The 14,425-nt window shown below is 56.5% G+C and carries 16 protein-coding genes; 4 read left to right on the forward strand and 12 right to left on the reverse strand.

The annotated features are described in order from the left end of the window. Positions 1–7 precede the first annotated feature (7 nt). From DVJ77_RS19400 to DVJ77_RS19430, 6 genes are all read right to left on the reverse strand, one after another. Positions 8–373, reverse strand: a complete 366-nt coding sequence (locus DVJ77_RS19400; RefSeq protein WP_114847186.1) for a YciI family protein — start codon at positions 371–373, stop codon at positions 8–10. Positions 374–522: 149 nt separating this feature from the next. Further along, complete coding sequence (locus DVJ77_RS19405; protein WP_114847187.1) at positions 523–1,320, reverse strand: tetratricopeptide repeat protein; 798 nt, start codon at positions 1,318–1,320, stop codon at positions 523–525. 165 nt (positions 1,321–1,485) lie between these two features. Beyond that, a complete protein-coding gene (locus DVJ77_RS19410) occupies positions 1,486–1,836 on the reverse strand; it encodes a hypothetical protein (RefSeq protein ID WP_114847188.1) in 351 nt (116 codons plus the stop codon). A 407-nt stretch (positions 1,837–2,243) separates the two neighbouring features. Continuing rightward, on the reverse strand, positions 2,244–2,480 hold the full coding sequence (locus tag DVJ77_RS21725) for a YcxB family protein (protein WP_114847190.1): 237 nt from the start codon (positions 2,478–2,480) through the stop codon (positions 2,244–2,246). Between the two features lie 179 nt (positions 2,481–2,659). Continuing rightward, positions 2,660–3,187 carry a hypothetical protein gene (locus DVJ77_RS19425; protein WP_114847191.1) on the reverse strand — a complete coding sequence of 176 codons (528 nt, stop codon included), beginning with the start codon at positions 3,185–3,187 and terminating at the stop codon, positions 2,660–2,662. Between the two features lie 71 nt (positions 3,188–3,258). Next, the gene (locus DVJ77_RS19430) at positions 3,259–3,666 is read right to left on the reverse strand and encodes a DUF4440 domain-containing protein (protein ID WP_114847192.1); all 408 of its coding nucleotides are present in this window, start codon (positions 3,664–3,666) and stop codon (positions 3,259–3,261) included. A gap of 993 nt (positions 3,667–4,659) precedes the next feature. Here DVJ77_RS19430 and DVJ77_RS19435 point away from each other — a divergent pair. Further along, a complete protein-coding gene (locus tag DVJ77_RS19435; RefSeq protein ID WP_114847193.1) occupies positions 4,660–6,288 on the forward strand; it encodes a S8 family serine peptidase in 1,629 nt (542 codons plus the stop codon). Positions 6,289–6,623: 335 nt separating this feature from the next. On the opposite strand, the gene DVJ77_RS19440 is transcribed toward DVJ77_RS19435, so the two are convergent. Then, positions 6,624–8,966: a glycoside hydrolase family 31 protein gene (locus tag DVJ77_RS19440; protein WP_225428101.1), complete on the reverse strand. Its 2,343-nt coding sequence runs from the start codon at positions 8,964–8,966 to the stop codon at positions 6,624–6,626. 463 nt (positions 8,967–9,429) lie between these two features. Here DVJ77_RS19440 and DVJ77_RS19445 point away from each other — a divergent pair, with 463 nt between their 5' ends. After that, on the forward strand, positions 9,430–9,921 hold the full coding sequence (locus tag DVJ77_RS19445) for a hypothetical protein (RefSeq protein WP_114847195.1): 492 nt from the start codon (positions 9,430–9,432) through the stop codon (positions 9,919–9,921). Positions 9,922–10,023: 102 nt separating this feature from the next. Here the strand turns inward: DVJ77_RS19445 and DVJ77_RS21730 are convergent, their stop codons facing one another. Together DVJ77_RS21730 and DVJ77_RS21240 are read right to left on the reverse strand one after the other, a co-directional pair. Further along, positions 10,024–10,263, reverse strand: a complete 240-nt coding sequence (locus DVJ77_RS21730) for a LytTR family DNA-binding domain-containing protein (RefSeq protein WP_162791594.1) — start codon at positions 10,261–10,263, stop codon at positions 10,024–10,026. After that, the gene (locus DVJ77_RS21240) at positions 10,250–10,426 is read right to left on the reverse strand and encodes a hypothetical protein (RefSeq protein ID WP_162791583.1); all 177 of its coding nucleotides are present in this window, start codon (positions 10,424–10,426) and stop codon (positions 10,250–10,252) included. Before DVJ77_RS21240 ends, DVJ77_RS21730 begins: the two co-directional genes overlap by 14 nt. Positions 10,427–10,481: 55 nt before the next feature. On the opposite strand from DVJ77_RS21240, the gene DVJ77_RS19455 reads away from it, so the two are divergent. Both DVJ77_RS19455 and DVJ77_RS19460 read left to right on the forward strand, forming a co-directional pair. Beyond that, positions 10,482–11,066: a TetR/AcrR family transcriptional regulator gene (locus DVJ77_RS19455; protein WP_162791595.1), complete on the forward strand. Its 585-nt coding sequence runs from the start codon at positions 10,482–10,484 to the stop codon at positions 11,064–11,066. Then, a complete protein-coding gene (locus DVJ77_RS19460) occupies positions 11,063–12,391 on the forward strand; it encodes an amidohydrolase family protein (RefSeq protein ID WP_225428102.1) in 1,329 nt (442 codons plus the stop codon). The genes DVJ77_RS19455 and DVJ77_RS19460 overlap by 4 nt, the downstream gene beginning before the upstream one ends. A 120-nt stretch (positions 12,392–12,511) precedes the next feature. Here the strand turns inward: DVJ77_RS19460 and DVJ77_RS19465 are convergent, their stop codons facing one another. The 3 genes from DVJ77_RS19465 to DVJ77_RS19475 form a co-directional block, all read right to left on the reverse strand. Beyond that, positions 12,512–12,817, reverse strand: coding sequence for a hypothetical protein (locus DVJ77_RS19465; protein ID WP_162791596.1), 306 nt, complete (start codon positions 12,815–12,817; stop codon positions 12,512–12,514). Positions 12,818–13,333: 516 nt separating this feature from the next. After that, positions 13,334–13,540, reverse strand: a complete 207-nt coding sequence (locus DVJ77_RS19470; RefSeq protein WP_114847199.1) for a hypothetical protein — start codon at positions 13,538–13,540, stop codon at positions 13,334–13,336. A gap of 419 nt (positions 13,541–13,959) precedes the next feature. Beyond that, positions 13,960–14,283: a hypothetical protein gene (locus tag DVJ77_RS19475; RefSeq protein ID WP_114847200.1), complete on the reverse strand. Its 324-nt coding sequence runs from the start codon at positions 14,281–14,283 to the stop codon at positions 13,960–13,962. Positions 14,284–14,425 lie beyond the last annotated feature (142 nt).

The raw sequence follows: 14,425 nt of genomic DNA on the forward strand, positions 1-14,425 counted from the left end.
ACCCCTATTAAGACTCCGGATCGAACATGATCTCGCGAACCTCCTGCGTGCAGCGACACGCAGCGGCGATCCTGGCAGCCAAAATATGCGCCTCTTCGCGTGAAGAAACCTCAATGATCGAAAACCCGCCAATAACTACCTTTGCCTCCTGCACAGGCCCGGCTGTGATAGTCCCGTCTGTCGCAACAATGGTCGATTGTTGGCGCTCTACACCGCAGCCGAAGATCCAGACTCCTGCGGCCTTTGCCTCACGAAGCACCTTATGTGCTGCCTCGCCGACCAATGGCATATCTTCCTCAGGGATATGGTCCATCGAGCCGTCGTCAAATGAAATCAAGTACCGTTGAGTCGCAACTTTGGCATCAGTGGTCATGAGAGCCCCTCTATAGATCGGATCAGGCTACCAGCCGCAGTGACTAGCTTGACTTGATCCTACCTATTAGACGAGAGAGGGCTCACGGGATCGACATGGCGTACATGTATCGCGTCCAACTAAGGTCCGCTTCGGGTCGGAAGCGGACCTTACCGCCGCCAGAATTTCCACCATGGATTGGCTTGACGACTACCGTTGGCGGCGTGATCGCCCTTCTCTGAAGACGACAAATCACTGCTTGCGCTCGGTCCTTGTGCCTTCATTCTCGACTGCGTGAGGAAACGAACATAAAGATCTCGATGCTCGGGAAAGCGGGCCGCACCTTCCTTAAACGCGGCTGTCGCCTTATCCAAAAGGCCCAGCTTCATCAAGCATTCCCCTCGAGAAAAGAATGCTGCGTTTCCTATTGGATTGACTCGCAGCGATTCTTCGAATCCTCGTAGAGCGGCTGCAAAGTCGCCCAGCTCCATGTAAGTGAAAGCACGGTTATCGATGGCTTCGTAAAACAGGGGAAAGGTGTCGATTGCCCTTGTGTATAGGTCAATAGCGCTTTGCCGCTCACCCGCCTCACCAAGTGCGCACGCTCGGCGGTAAAGCTCATTCGCTTGTGACACCAAGCTGCGCATGTCCTGACTCGTTGCGGTCGCGTATCGCGAGAAGTCCGTCAGCTTTAGGTATTCATGAAATCCTCCAAGCTCACGGTCACGCACCGCGGTTGAACAAAGTACTTCCCAGCCAGATCGATACGCTTGCGCAGCCATGGGGGCATGCCACGCGACTACATTCAGGGACTCTATGGTCTCTGCAGTGGGGCGCCCTGGTGATGGCTCATAGAACATGCAATGGAAAACCTGACTGTTATCTGGCCACTCGTCGATAGCCAGAATTTTGACCACAGACCAAGAATCTTCGGCCTTCTGGCCAATCAGAACATCACCAGCCTTCATTCCCTTTCCCCTATGGAACGTCTATCCAGCCACAAATGACCCGATTCCCACCTTCCAAGAAGGTCTGCTTTGGGTCGGAAGCGGACATTAGCACCGCCAACCGCCTTACACCGTTCAAACGTCCGCGATCGGCCAGGAACGGACATGAGCAAATGATCGGGCAGCTTACCAATCTGTTGCGATCTCGATGGCATCCGCCTCTTCGGCTAGCCACCAATTGTCGAACACGGCGACCGCCGGTAGATCACCAAACAAGTTGGTGAACTGGTCACCAAGCAAATCGTGGAGATCGGTGATGAAACCGGTCTTGCACTTACCGAGGATCAGCGAGCGATAGCCCTCTAGCTTCCCCTCGTATCGGAGGGGCTCCGTCATGACGACAGTGGGAACTGAAAGCGACTCTGCAAGATCCGCTTCACCGACTTCTGCGAGGCGAGCCAGCAATTGGCTGGAAGCACGAACGACATACGCGCGACGAATTACTGGGCTCTGTGAGTCCTGCAAATTTTGCGACACGCCTGGGCTCCTCTAATTGTTGCGAATCTGCGGATCATGCCGTCTGCCCAATAGCCGCTTCGGGTCGGAAGTAGTCATTCAAATGTGATCGTCACATGCCTGGATTCGACCGCCAAATCCCGTAGGAAGCGGCAAAGGTGGCCGCCCCCAATAGTCCGCAAGTGGTCAAAATCCATCAGCCGAAGAACACACTCGCCCGGCCAACCCGGGCCCCCTCCTAGGATCGCATCGCGGAAAGCATCCATGTTGCAACCGAAACTCGTAGCACCCTCTGGCCTAACCGCATCCAGATACGCCTGCCAGAACCCAGCCTCATCTCCAACGTCAGCGCATTGAACAGCGAAATCCATTTCCTTTCCTCGTCGTCGTGTTGAAGTGTCCGCCTCTGGTCGAAAGCGGACATTCTTTTAGCCTACTTTACCTCCTGAGGCTCGCACCTTCGCAAGAATGAACGCCTCCAATTCCGGCATCACGTCCGTGAGCGGAAGAGTGACGAACTGCGATTTAGAAAGCAGGAGAAGCCGGCAGGCTTTGAGCTGCCATATCTCCGCAATTGCCGACCAAGGGATTGATGCGCTACCGGCGCCGGACGATAGCGACAAAGAGCTATCGGAAGCTTCAAGCGTCGCCTGAGGATTGCCCATAATAGACTGCAGTTTTTTGAACAGCGTTGCGATAATGGACAGCGAACAGGGTGATTGAGAAGAAATGCCACAACTAAAATGCTGCCTAAGGAAGGTCTGATCTATTCAGGCCATCTGCTTCACGAGTCACTTCCATCGGCACGAAAGTCACACAAAGGCATGACTTCTTGGTTTAGGCCTCAGCCTGTGGAGGACGCAGGACCGATTTCGGGCGCTTCCAATGAGTGGATTTTTGCAGCGAACTCATATGCTGGCTCGTAATAGCCGGCATACGTCAGGGCTATTTTGCCGCGCCAAGTGATAGCAAACGAATTCGTATCTTTGATGCGAGAAAATTCAATGTGATGGTCGACAACGGTGTCGTGACCTAGCAAATAGGCACGAAATACTCTTCTGTCGGGATCTTCCATGTCGCACGGTAGCGGATCTAAGTGCAACAGTAGCCCGTCCAGCATACCCAACGAATACTCTTTCAAAGCGCAAACCTTGAAGCCGCAAAAATGCCACGAATTCGAAGAAATGATGCAGGAGTGATAGTTCCCCCAAACAATGGGTGCCTCCCAGTCTGATGGATACTCGACGCTTTCATCGTCCTCGATATGTCGTTCGGCATTGTATTTATCAGTCTCCAGATGGAAATGAAACCAAAGGTCGTCGCCCTTGATCTCAGTAGTCCATCGGCGAATTGATAAGAGGCTCCCCAACACACCCGTAAATCACGAAGTAAAGCGCGTCGACCTTCGGCATGATTGCCCTATTGCGCCACCGAGAAAATCGATTAAAGATCTTCCCACAGCACCGAGATAATCCGCCAATGATCTCCGACGCGGCACAACTGCACAAATTTGCGCCCTTCGCCGCAATAGGGTGCCCCACGTAGCGTCCCGGCCTTTCTATAACGGGATTGCCGGTTGGCTATGTTGCCCAACACCGTCGTTTCGGCTTCGACTTCCCATTCATGAAAATCGATCAGCGTACCGTCCGTCAGCATCGTGATGCGAGGCGCCATGAATTCGTCGACGGTCCAGGATTCGACTCCGTCTAGAGACACGCGGGTAACCCGCCCATCGGGCAGGAACATGCGCCGTACTTCCGCCATCTTCGGCAGCCGCGCTCCGCGATTGTCGAACGCCGCGTAGAAGGCCGCGGTCAACTCATCAATGCCGACGTGCTTCGGTTCGTCCATACCCACTCCCTGCCAATAAAAACCAGCAACCCGGTTCGACGATAGCTGCTTGCGAGGCCCAATCCAGCGAAGCTCCGCTTTGTGACCCCAAAAGTATTGCACCGAAGTTGCCTGAAGCCTGTCACAGGCAGTCCAGCCTGGCCCGATAGTTGTTTTCGTACCGTCACTGATGCATGAGAAACACACTTCCAAAGTGACCAAGAGCCCCTTGGAAAGGGCGAAGTGTCTAAGTGTCCACGCTTATCTATCACCACAGCATTATCGGAAAAGACGGGCCAGGAAACCCCTGACCCCTGTTCCAAGGCCTACTAGCCACGTAAACCGCATAGGAATTGCCGGGGCGGCGGTGGCGACGAGAAAAAATTCCAAATCGATCAAAAGAACGAACCACACATTCTTCAGATACGCCTGACGAAGGTGGCTCTTCTGTCTATGACGGTTGAAAGGCAAATTTTTGAAATGCCCGCGTGCAAAAGTAGCGAGTCACGATGTCAGAATGTGACCGTGATCTCCATTGGATCGAATGCGCCTTGTTCTCCGCCCTTACTTACTTGGCCGCACAAGTCGCCAAGAGGCCATAAGGCGCAGTGACGATGGGAGAGTGCCGATACCACTCACCCACATCTCGATGGCAGGCTTGTTCTCATTCGGGTTCGAGCAGCAACAAGAAGTTGCCCCACCTCTCTTTCCGATGAAAGCCTTCTAGACGTCTTTTCAGAATTCATGCCTTGGCAGCCATCGGCTCCCCATGTCGCTGCGGCCGTGTCATTGCGTCTTGATGTGCGAATAATGCGGCATACCTCTCACTCTGAAGTGTGGCGCGGATTTCGCAAGCTTTGCGAAGGGATCGATCCATAGCGTGCTTCGCCGGAGGTTCAACACTTTGATGTAGCCGATGCGTGTGGCGGGCATGATCGGCCGGGTCCGGACATGGAAGTAACTAGAGACGCCTTCGAATGTCTACTTTGGATTCATCATTGGGAGGAATGAAAAATGAAGAACGGCTTTCAAATGAAGTTGCTAGCAGCTTCCGTCCTACTGATTATTGCGGTAACCGCCGAAGCGAATGACGATGTTCATTCCGGGCAGTCTTCTTCCGCCAGCACATACGATCTAAGCCCATTGCAAGATGGGAAAACCTATCGCGGTTTCATTATCACTTATAAGGATGGAAGCACCGAGCGCGGCAATGCCAGTACGGCGGTGCAGAACGTCAGTGCCGCCATCTCCCGCGCCAGACGCACGATGCCGAACGGAATCAGGGCACATGGGGCGTTGACGAGCAAGGCACCTGGCCTGCAATACGGGCATAAGCTTGCTTCGGGCGCCGACTTGGTGCGCACCGAGCGCGTGCTGTCGGACGTTGAGGCATCCGCCATCATCAAGCAGATCGCAGATGATCCGGCAGTGGCGTTCGTGGAGCCGGAATACATGCTGCATGCTGTCGATGACGCTGTTGAGCCGGATGCCGTTGCGACGTTCACTGCACCCAATGATCCGCATTTCTCTGTCTACCAATGGGATTACGTTGCCGCAGACGGTACTGGCTTCTTCGACAAGCAGCTCAATGCGCTCGTTGCTAACTGGGGGGGCGCGAATATTCAGAAAGCGTGGAGCTTGGCGGATGGCGCTGGCGTAGTCATTGCCAGTTTAGATACGGGCGTGACTAATCATCCCGATTTGAATCTCGCGCTGGCCAATGCTGGCTATGACTTTCTTTCGGATCACACGGTTTCGGGTCGCGCCGTTGACGGCCGTGCGCCTGGGGGCTGGGATACGGGAGACTGGACGACAAGCAACCAATGTGGGGACGGTGGAGCGGCTGAGAATAGTAGTTGGCATGGCACCCATGTCTTCGGCACAGCGGGTGGCCAACTCACCAATAACGGCGTGGGTATGGCGGGTACCGCTTTCAACGCGCAGGTTGTTCCGGTACGTGTGCTCGGTCATTGTGGCGGCTCGAACGCCGATATTGCCGATGCTATTACCTGGGCATCGGGTGGGCACGTGGACGGAGTGCCTGATAACACCCATCCTGCCAATGTCATCAGCATGAGCTTGGGCGGCAGTGGAGAATGTCCTGCCGAAAGTGTGCTGGGAAGTGCAATCAGTGGCGCGATTGGTCGCGGTGTGGCTGTGGTCGTGGCGGCGGGTAACGAAAACCAGGACGTCGCGACCTCTTCGCCTGCAAATTGTGCAGGTGTTGTCGCAGTAGCCTCGACGGGCATTACGGGCCAGCGTGCGTTCTACTCAAACTACGGTAGCGGCATCACGCTTGCAGCTCCCGGCGGCGGGGTGTATCGCAACGATGCTTCAGACGGCGATCAGGCCACGACAGGCTCCATCTGGTCGGCCATCAACGAGGGCACCACAACGCCAGCCGCGGCCGGCTATGGGGCAATGGCCGGCACTTCGCAGGCCACACCTCATGTGGCTGGTGCGGTTGCTCTGATGCAGAGCTATCGCCTAAGCCTCGGTCAGGCATTACTGACACCGGCGCAGGTGACTTCGATATTGAAGTCGTCCGCGGCGACATCGCATGTGAGTAGCGATCAACCCATCGGCGCAGGCATTCTGGATGCCTATAAAGCCGTGCAGATGGCGGGTAGTCAACGCTGGTAGATGAAGCCCCCTCCCTTGCCCCATGTTGGCGAGGGAGGGGATTCTGAGGCTCATGCCTTTCATTCGGTCCGCGCTAGTTTCTCTCGAGAGAGCATGGCGGAACTCATGCGTATTGGCGATGTAGTTTGATGACACCGCACTTGGACGTAGAGATTTGGAGCCACCTGTTCACTAGATCGTGGTCAAGATACGTCAGGTCCGCTTTGGGTCGGAAGTGGACACTCGCAACATGGCAAGCCCCACAAACTGTCAATGCCACACCCGACCAAGTGACCTGGTGCATCGCGGCCCCACCCTTGGCGGCGCCGGCAACCTATGCCGCGCTCCATGCACTCTTACTTGCCCACGACCTTGGTCAGCTCCGCCACCTTCTTGTTGAATGCGGCATCGCCACCGGTGGCGCTCAAGGCACCTGACGCCTGATTCCAATGTAGCTGGGTCGTGATGCTCTTGCCCCTCTCGTAGCCGTACGAGGTGCCGTCGTCGTCGTAGAGCGCAAAGTCGGCATCCTTGCCCGGATAGACGCGGACCTCGGCGATCGACTGTATCGTCGCGGTCGACTGTATGTCCGAACCCAGCGGCACGATGGAGCCGGCGCGGACGAATACCGGGATCTGGTCGATGGGTGCGGCCACCTTGACCCAGCGTCCGCCGGTCAGCTTTTCGTTGGTCCAGAAGTTGTACCAGTCGCTGCCGGCAGGCAGGTACACATCCTTCTCCGTTTGGCCTTGCTCGGTGACCGGCGCCACCAGGAAGGCGGGGCCAAACATATACTCCGTGCCCAGGTTGGGGACCTGGGCATCGCCCGGAAAATCCATCCACAACGGGCGCATGAAGGGCGCGCCGGTGTCGTAGGTTTTCCTGGCCTGGCTGTAGATGTATGGAATCAGGCGATAACGAAGCTTGTCGTACTTCGCCAAGATCGACTCGGCCTGGCGGCCGAACGCCCAGATTTCCGTGTGCTTGCGATCGCCGTGCAGACGCAGGGTCGGCAGAAAGGTGCCGTACTCGAACCAGCGTGTGAGCAGCTCCGGGTAATCGTTGTTCTGACCCACCGTGTCGCGTGCATCGGAAGGGTCGAGCAACGGCGCCTTGGTAGCGCTAGTGGTCTGCGGCAGAGACTGCCAGCCACCGATATCGTTGCCCCAGTACGCAATGCCGGAGGCGGTCATATTGAGGCCGGCGGGAATCTGGCGCTGCAGCGCCTCCCAGGTGGGATCGATATCCGACGACCAGAACAGCGCGCCGGTACGCTGCGAGCCAAGATAAGCAGCGCGGGAAAGAATCAACACACGCTCATCCGGTTTCCAGGTGCGCATACCCTGCGCCACGCCTTCGACGTGCACCAACGGAAACACATTGTGGTAGCGGTCGCCCGAGCCGATCGAGAAGAAGTAACCATCCGGCACGAGATCCGGCTCGGTCTCGTCGAGCCACGGATAGTCGAAGCCATGCGAGAGGATGTTGTCGCGCGCATGCCCCCAAAACCACTGGCGCGCCGCCGGGTTGGTGGAGTCGATCAGCGCACCGGTGCGATCCGAACGGAACGCCAGGCCGTCGACCGTCCTGCCATTCCTGTCCTTCAGGAAGTAGCCCTTGGCATCGAGCTCGCTGAAGTAGCGCCCGGAGCGCTCGAAGCGCGGCCAGATCGAGATGATCGACTTCATTCCCGCATCATGAAGCTGCTTGTTCATGGCATCGGGATCGGGGAATTCCATCGGATTGATATCCATCTGGCCCATGCGCGTCCAGTAGAACCAGTCAAGCACCATCACGTCGAGCGGATAGTTCTTTTCGCGATACGTATGCGCAACGCGCAGTATCTCGGCCTGGCTGTCGTAGCGCGCCTTGGACTGGATCAGGCCAAAGGCCGCCTTCGGCGGAATAGGCGTCTTGCCCGTGACCCGGGCGTAGGCGGAGTAGATGGCCTCGGGCGTGTCGCCCGTCACGACAAAAAAGCTGACGCGCTCACCCACTTTCGACTGGAAACTGGTGCGGCCACGGATGCCCGCGACAAAGCGTGTATCCGAGGGGTTGTCCCAGATGATGCCGTAACCTTTCGATGACACCATGAAAGGCACGCAGACGGTTTCACCCGCAGGCGCGTCGTACCAGTGCTGGCAGTCGATGACGCGGCCGCGCAGATCGAGCGGGCCAACGCTGTCCTGGTTCTGGCCCATGCCGTAATAGTGTTCATCGGCCGGTGCTGCAAACGTCGCGCCCACCTGATAGGTCGCCTCGCGTGCCACTTCGTGCGGCGCCATTTCCCAACCGGTCATGTTGACGACGGTTGAGCCCCTGGCGTTCTTTACCTGCAGGCGAACCGGCGCCAGGCCGGGCAAGAAGTAGCGCTCCATGGTGCCTGGCGTGTGCGGCGGCGGTGCAGCGTCGACATGCAGGGTAAGCGCGGAGGAGGCAAACGTATCGCCGCCTTGATCGTGGGTTTGATGGAACGCCGACGCGTCGGCGTGATCGGCAAGAATCCCATAGCCGGGTGCCTTCAGCGCCTGCGCCTTGTCGGTGGCCATCGTGATGTGGACCACGTTGGGACCATAGGCCTCAACGCTGACCCACGCACCATGCCGGTCAAGCGTGGCGATGGGGGCCGCATGCGCAGCGGTGAACGCCGTGGCGAGGGATAAGGACAGGCCGAGCAAGGCAAGTTTATAGGTCCGCACGATATTCCCGCAGCGTTGGCACATACACCCGCGTCGCCTGGCGCGCGGTCGAATGCTCCGGTTTCTAACATACAAGACCGGCAGACCCACCGCCTTGCCCGGCCGGCTGGGTAAATTCGCTATGTCCACTGTGAGATTTAGCAAAGACCCGGCAGAGCCGGCCTGCGCGGGACCTGCGGCGGGAGCAATGCTTGGCCTGGCTAATTGTCCGCTACGGATCGGAAGCGGACCTTACGATCGTTTGCTAGCTAAATCGACCGAATGCCCACTTATGCACTCGCGTTACGTCCCCCTGCCATTTTGTTATTTCCCAAACGGCAATGGCCGGCAAATACTCGCCCTTCAGAGGTCTGAAAGGCACGCGCAGGAGGTGCCCATGGGGTGTATTCCCCCGGCATCGGGTATTGCGCACCCGTTTTTGGGACTCGGCAAACGATGGCGTGAATGATGACGCTTCGAGGTCATGACCACGGCGCTAAATACGGGTTTGATGATGGACGAGTATTCGACATACCGGTGGCCCAGAGGCACACCGCTTTTCTACCTCATTGGCCTCTACACGCTGGGCTTCCTGATAGCAGCGCAGCCAGGTCTCACGAATCTGCTCGCTGGGAAGGTGGTCGTTGCGGCGTACTTCCTCGCCGCCACCCTGTTCTGCCTATATCTCTATCGTTTTCGCGTCATTCTTGATGCGACATCCATATGGACGGGCGCCTTTTTCTTAAAGCGAATGGAATTCGCCGAGGTTGTTCGAGCCACTTATCGCCAGGGCAATGACAGTGGACAGATCATCCTCTGCGCCAGCCATGGAATGCGGGTCCGTGTATCGGAGACCATCGAGAACTTCGATGCCTGCACCAAAGCGATAAACTCAAGACTGCCCAATCATCTCTTGATCTCGTGTGTCGGACGGACGGTGCCGATTGACGTACGGAGTGGTAGCGATCTGGTTTAGGACCAAACCAGCACGCTGGACGGGCTTGCTGAGGCGCATGGGGCGCTTGTTTCCCGCGTGAAGTCCGCATCAAGCTTCCGAGCACTTCTCCGACACATGTTTTCAATAACTCCGGCTGACGCGTACGACCTGCCCTGTGCGAAGGCGTAGTTCCGCATCACCATTGATACGTGGCTTCAGGTCCTGGATGTTGTACAGGGAAACCATGGCCCGGCGATGGACGCGGGCGAATTGTCTCGGATCCAGTTGCGTTTCGAACGCCTTGATGATTTGACAGATCAGAAACGTGGCGTCACCTATGTGCAGGGCGAGATAGTTGCTCTGTGTTTCAAGCCAATCCACCTGATCGAGTGCTACCGGCGTCTGTGAGCAGATGGCGCAGCCGGTAGTGTCCGCTGAGCGGAAAGCAACCTCCCAGCGAGAGCATGGCTGGCGTCGCCATGGCGACGATCAGGCCCGCCCCGCGCATTCGCGCGGCTTCGTGCGACAGGCCCACTTCAAACATGCTTCGAAAGCGAGACAGTTTACATAGTACACAAATATGCGTACAGTGTACACATATGACAAGAGACACCATCCTCGCCGCCGCAAGAGCTGTCCTCGATCGCGAGGGCATCCCTGGACTCACCGTTCGCAAGGTCGCCACGCGAGCCAAGCTGTCGCCGATGGCCATGTATCGGCATTTTGTGGACAAAAGCGCCTTGCTCGATGCCCTTATGGATGACGGCCTGGCAACGTGGGGCAAGATCGTGTCGTCCATATCAGCCCAGGACCCCATGGCGTGGCTGGAGGAGTTGATCGAGGCGTACTTAGATTTTGCACTGACCAAGCCGCACCGTTTCGATGCAGCTTTCATGCTCCCAGCGCCCAGCGCACGCCAATTTCCTGATGACTTCGCAGTCGGCCGCTCACCAGTCATGGCGATGATCATCTTGCGAATTGATCAGGCTAAGTCCAACGGATGGTTTGGCAACAAGCCTGCGCTTGACGTTGCGATATCACTCGCGGCTCTCGCCCAAGGCCTGGTCTCCATGCATCGCGCCAACCGATTTTCGAGTGAAGCGCAGTTCAAAGCCATCTATCGCACGGCCATACGTCACTGCCTTGAATCTTATTCAGTCAGACCGCTTCGGAGAGAAAGATGACCCTCTTATTGGCAAGAACATCAAGCGCTCGATATCGAATTGGTGCATTGCGTCTCCGGACGCTGATCGGACTGATCGTCGGGTTGTCTCTCATTGCTGGCGGGAGCGCGCATGAGTCGATTCCTACCGCAGCCGATCTTGCCATTGTGGGGGCGAAAATCTACCCCGCACCCGATAGTGAACCAATCAACGATGGTGTTGTTCTCGTGCGTGGGGGGAAGATCGTCGGTGTTGGCCCACGCCGGCAGATCAGCGTTCCCCGTGGCGTTCGTCTAATAGACGCGCGCGGTTCAGTGCTGACGGCAGGTTTCTGGAACAGCCATGTCCACCTGATGACACCGAGCCTTCTCGGCGCAACTGCAGCGAAAGCCGAAACCTTGCAAGGTGGCTTGGAGACAATGCTCACTCGCTGGGGCTTCACCACCATTTTTGACATCGCCTCATCGACCGAGAACGCGATCGCACTTCGGCACCGCGTGGAAACGGGTGATATCACTGGCCCCATGATTTTGACAGTTGGCGATCCCTTCTATCCAAAAGGCGGGACGCCTTTCTATGTTCGCGAATATCTGCGGGCACATGGCGCGCCCAATGAGGAAGTTTCAACACCCGAAGAAGCTGCTGCTCGCGCGGCTCGCCAACTTGATAACGGTACCGATGGCGTGAAGATCTTCGCCGGTGCCGTCGTGGGTGGGAAGATCGGCGTTCTTCCTATGCCGATTGACATCGCCAAGGCGATCGTCGACGAGGCACATCGTCGGAAGGTGCCCGCGTTCGCTCATCCAGCCAACCTCGCCGGGCTAAACGTGGCGATTGAGTCAGGGGTCGATATCCTGGCTCATACCACAGCCATGGATGGGGGAGACCCAGGCGGGTGGTCGCCAGAGTTGATCGCCCGACTGCGTGCGCATGATATGGCTCTCATTCCAACCATGATGCTGTTCGAGGTCGAGGCGAAGAAATTCCACGAAAGCCCGAACGATCTGGCGAACGCTATTTCGGTCATCACGGCAGAGGTCAAAAACTACGCTGGTGCGGGCGGCCGGATATTGTTCGGCACCGACGTAGGTTACATCGATGTCTTCGACCCTACGGAGGAATACAAGCTGATGTCGGGCGCCCTCGACTGGCGGGCTATCCTGACCTCGCTCACCACCGCGCCGGCCGAGCGATTCGGCTACATCTCCCGCAAAGGTCGGATTGCAAATGGTATGGATGCCGATCTTGTATTGTTGAACGGCGACCCCGCCAAAGATCCGACCGCCTTCGCCCGTGTGCGCGACACGATCCGAGCAGGAAGGGTAATTTGGGGTGCGGATCGATAGAAGTGAATTGGACATGGGGGGCGAAATACATTCACAGGGGGGGGCCGCTATGGATGCCTTCAAGGACCATTGCCTCGTCCACGGATGCTTGCTCGCACCCAATGTCATACCGGCCGATCATTAAATCCCCCTAACTGTCCGCTCATCTCTCAGGAATTCTAGTGCCTGGACGAGAAGTGAATTCGTCCGGGGCAGCGCAATTTCATTGCCAGCAAAAGCCTTGCCAAGCTTCACAGCTAACGAACGCCCGTTCTCGATGAGCTTCGAGAGCTGTGCCTCGCCAGGCAATGAGTCATCCAACCTGAAAACCAACGTTTGTGCATCGTCGGAAAATGTAATCGTCTCTCCAGCCCAACTGACATCCATTCCGGCGTCATAGAGCTCTTTCAGCTCTAGGTCTTCGTGACGTTCACAGGCGATCTGCATCGTCGATCCATCCATTTAGAGTTTGCCAATGATGTCTGCTTTGGGTCGGAAGCGGAGATAGCTGAAAGTGCAGTATCGATCAAGCTCTACACGTCTTGGCCCACCCGAGTAATTCGGCCACGTAATCGCGCTATATCGGTCCAATCCAGATAAAGCGATGCGATTTTGAGTACTGAGCGAACTTGATGTCGTTTAGTAATCTCCACTATGTATTCAGATGCCGACTGAACATATGAAGCGCCACATGCTGGATCCGAGAGGGCAAACTCAATGCTAAATGGATGACTCAAGCTACGACATGTCTTGGGTATACGAGCTCGTACATGCCTGGGGGCCACGACTTCACATCTTACCGAAGAGTTGTTGTCGACGTAGTCCAACTCTAGGACGCAGCCTGTTTCTCCGAGAAAGAATTCACTGATTTCTACAGGTGAAAACATGCGTTTCTGCCAAATTCGGAGGGGCTTTCTTAAGTTCAAGATGTCTGCTTCGGGTCGAAAGCGGACCTTACCGTCATTAGACCTTTGGGGCCTGATCGTTGTTAGTGTCGACCGATGGTTGCGGTGATCGAGGAGGGCGAAGGCCCCAACCAAGAATGCTGCCGCACATGCCGATAGCGAAACCGACCCATCCAACCTGCGGAGTCACCACATCGAACCAGCTCAGCACAATCAGGACGGTTCCTGCGGCCCACAGCCACCACGCCAACTGCCTCTTGCGCATCGCATCTCCTTGATGGTCTGGCTACCTAATGAATGAACGTGCATGTCCGCTTGGGGGCGGAAGCGTTCCTTTGGAACCGCGTGGCCCCACCACAAGGACTGAAGAGCTCTACCGGTGAACCTTCGGTGCTACGTAAGTACTACACATGCTATGAAAAGGCATTGCACAAGCCTTGTCCTGCAAGGGTTTCCCGCCTCATCGACCCAATCCATCACCGGTGCAACCGATAGCTGTAAGTCGTTTTGATTGATGGCATGCATGGCAAATATTCTACCGACATGCTCAAGGCAGCGAAGTTATGTGGCGCGCCTATGGTCCCCTTCCTGCCGCTAATGCTCTGTCCGCTTTGGGTCGGAGGCGGACATTGCAAATGCAGCCATCTCATCGTCAAAAAGTCTGTCCTCCACTTCACTCATGCACTAACGGGCGAACACCAGCGCTGGCTGAGTAAAGATCAAGAACATGAAGAGTGCGCCGCCGACTATGGCAAATGCATACAGAACACGGATCGTGATGATGTCCCTGCGCAGAGTTGACCCGTGCGAAGGATTCGGTAGTCGCCAGTCAAAGATCATGCCCACTACGCCGAAGACCGATTGAGGATCCCACCAGTGCAATCTTCCATCGCGAGTTCTGAAGTAGCTCGGATCGACATGATTCAGCTTCATGGCAACCCACCAAATAAGTATGCTGATACCAATAACGATGAATCCGAACACATCCAGCATGGTTCCATAAGGCATTCACAACTCCCCCTTCACAGTTTGACGGCAGCTCCGCTGGGACTTTTCGATGTGTCCGCTACGGGTCGAGAGCGGACATATGATATTCCTCATCGAAATGAGGTAGCGACCACTTGCCACCCAATTACGGCCTTCCCGTCGA

The organism is Dyella tabacisoli (assembly GCF_003350925.1).
Lineage (GTDB): Bacteria > Pseudomonadota > Gammaproteobacteria > Xanthomonadales > Rhodanobacteraceae > Dyella_C > Dyella_C tabacisoli.

Excerpts from the sequence above, each read along its gene's own strand:
- DVJ77_RS19400 (WP_114847186.1), bottom strand. The coding sequence starts at position 373 with ATGACCACTGATGCCAAAGTTGCGACTCAACGGTACTTGATTTCATTT.
- DVJ77_RS19405 (WP_114847187.1), bottom strand. The coding sequence starts at position 1,320 with ATGAAGGCTGGTGATGTTCTGATTGGCCAGAAGGCCGAAGATTCTTGG.
- DVJ77_RS21725 (WP_114847190.1), bottom strand. The coding sequence starts at position 2,480 with ATGGGCAATCCTCAGGCGACGCTTGAAGCTTCCGATAGCTCTTTGTCG.
- DVJ77_RS19430 (WP_114847192.1), bottom strand. The coding sequence starts at position 3,666 with ATGGACGAACCGAAGCACGTCGGCATTGATGAGTTGACCGCGGCCTTC.
- DVJ77_RS19435 (WP_114847193.1), top strand. The coding sequence starts at position 4,660 with ATGAAGAACGGCTTTCAAATGAAGTTGCTAGCAGCTTCCGTCCTACTG.
- DVJ77_RS19445 (WP_114847195.1), top strand. The coding sequence starts at position 9,430 with ATGACCACGGCGCTAAATACGGGTTTGATGATGGACGAGTATTCGACA.
- DVJ77_RS21240 (WP_162791583.1), bottom strand. The coding sequence starts at position 10,426 with ATGTTTGAAGTGGGCCTGTCGCACGAAGCCGCGCGAATGCGCGGGGCG.
- DVJ77_RS19455 (WP_162791595.1), top strand. The coding sequence starts at position 10,482 with ATGACAAGAGACACCATCCTCGCCGCCGCAAGAGCTGTCCTCGATCGC.
- DVJ77_RS19460 (WP_225428102.1), top strand. The coding sequence starts at position 11,063 with ATGACCCTCTTATTGGCAAGAACATCAAGCGCTCGATATCGAATTGGT.
- DVJ77_RS19465 (WP_162791596.1), bottom strand. The coding sequence starts at position 12,817 with ATGCAGATCGCCTGTGAACGTCACGAAGACCTAGAGCTGAAAGAGCTC.
- DVJ77_RS19470 (WP_114847199.1), bottom strand. The coding sequence starts at position 13,540 with ATGCGCAAGAGGCAGTTGGCGTGGTGGCTGTGGGCCGCAGGAACCGTC.
- DVJ77_RS19475 (WP_114847200.1), bottom strand. The coding sequence starts at position 14,283 with ATGCCTTATGGAACCATGCTGGATGTGTTCGGATTCATCGTTATTGGT.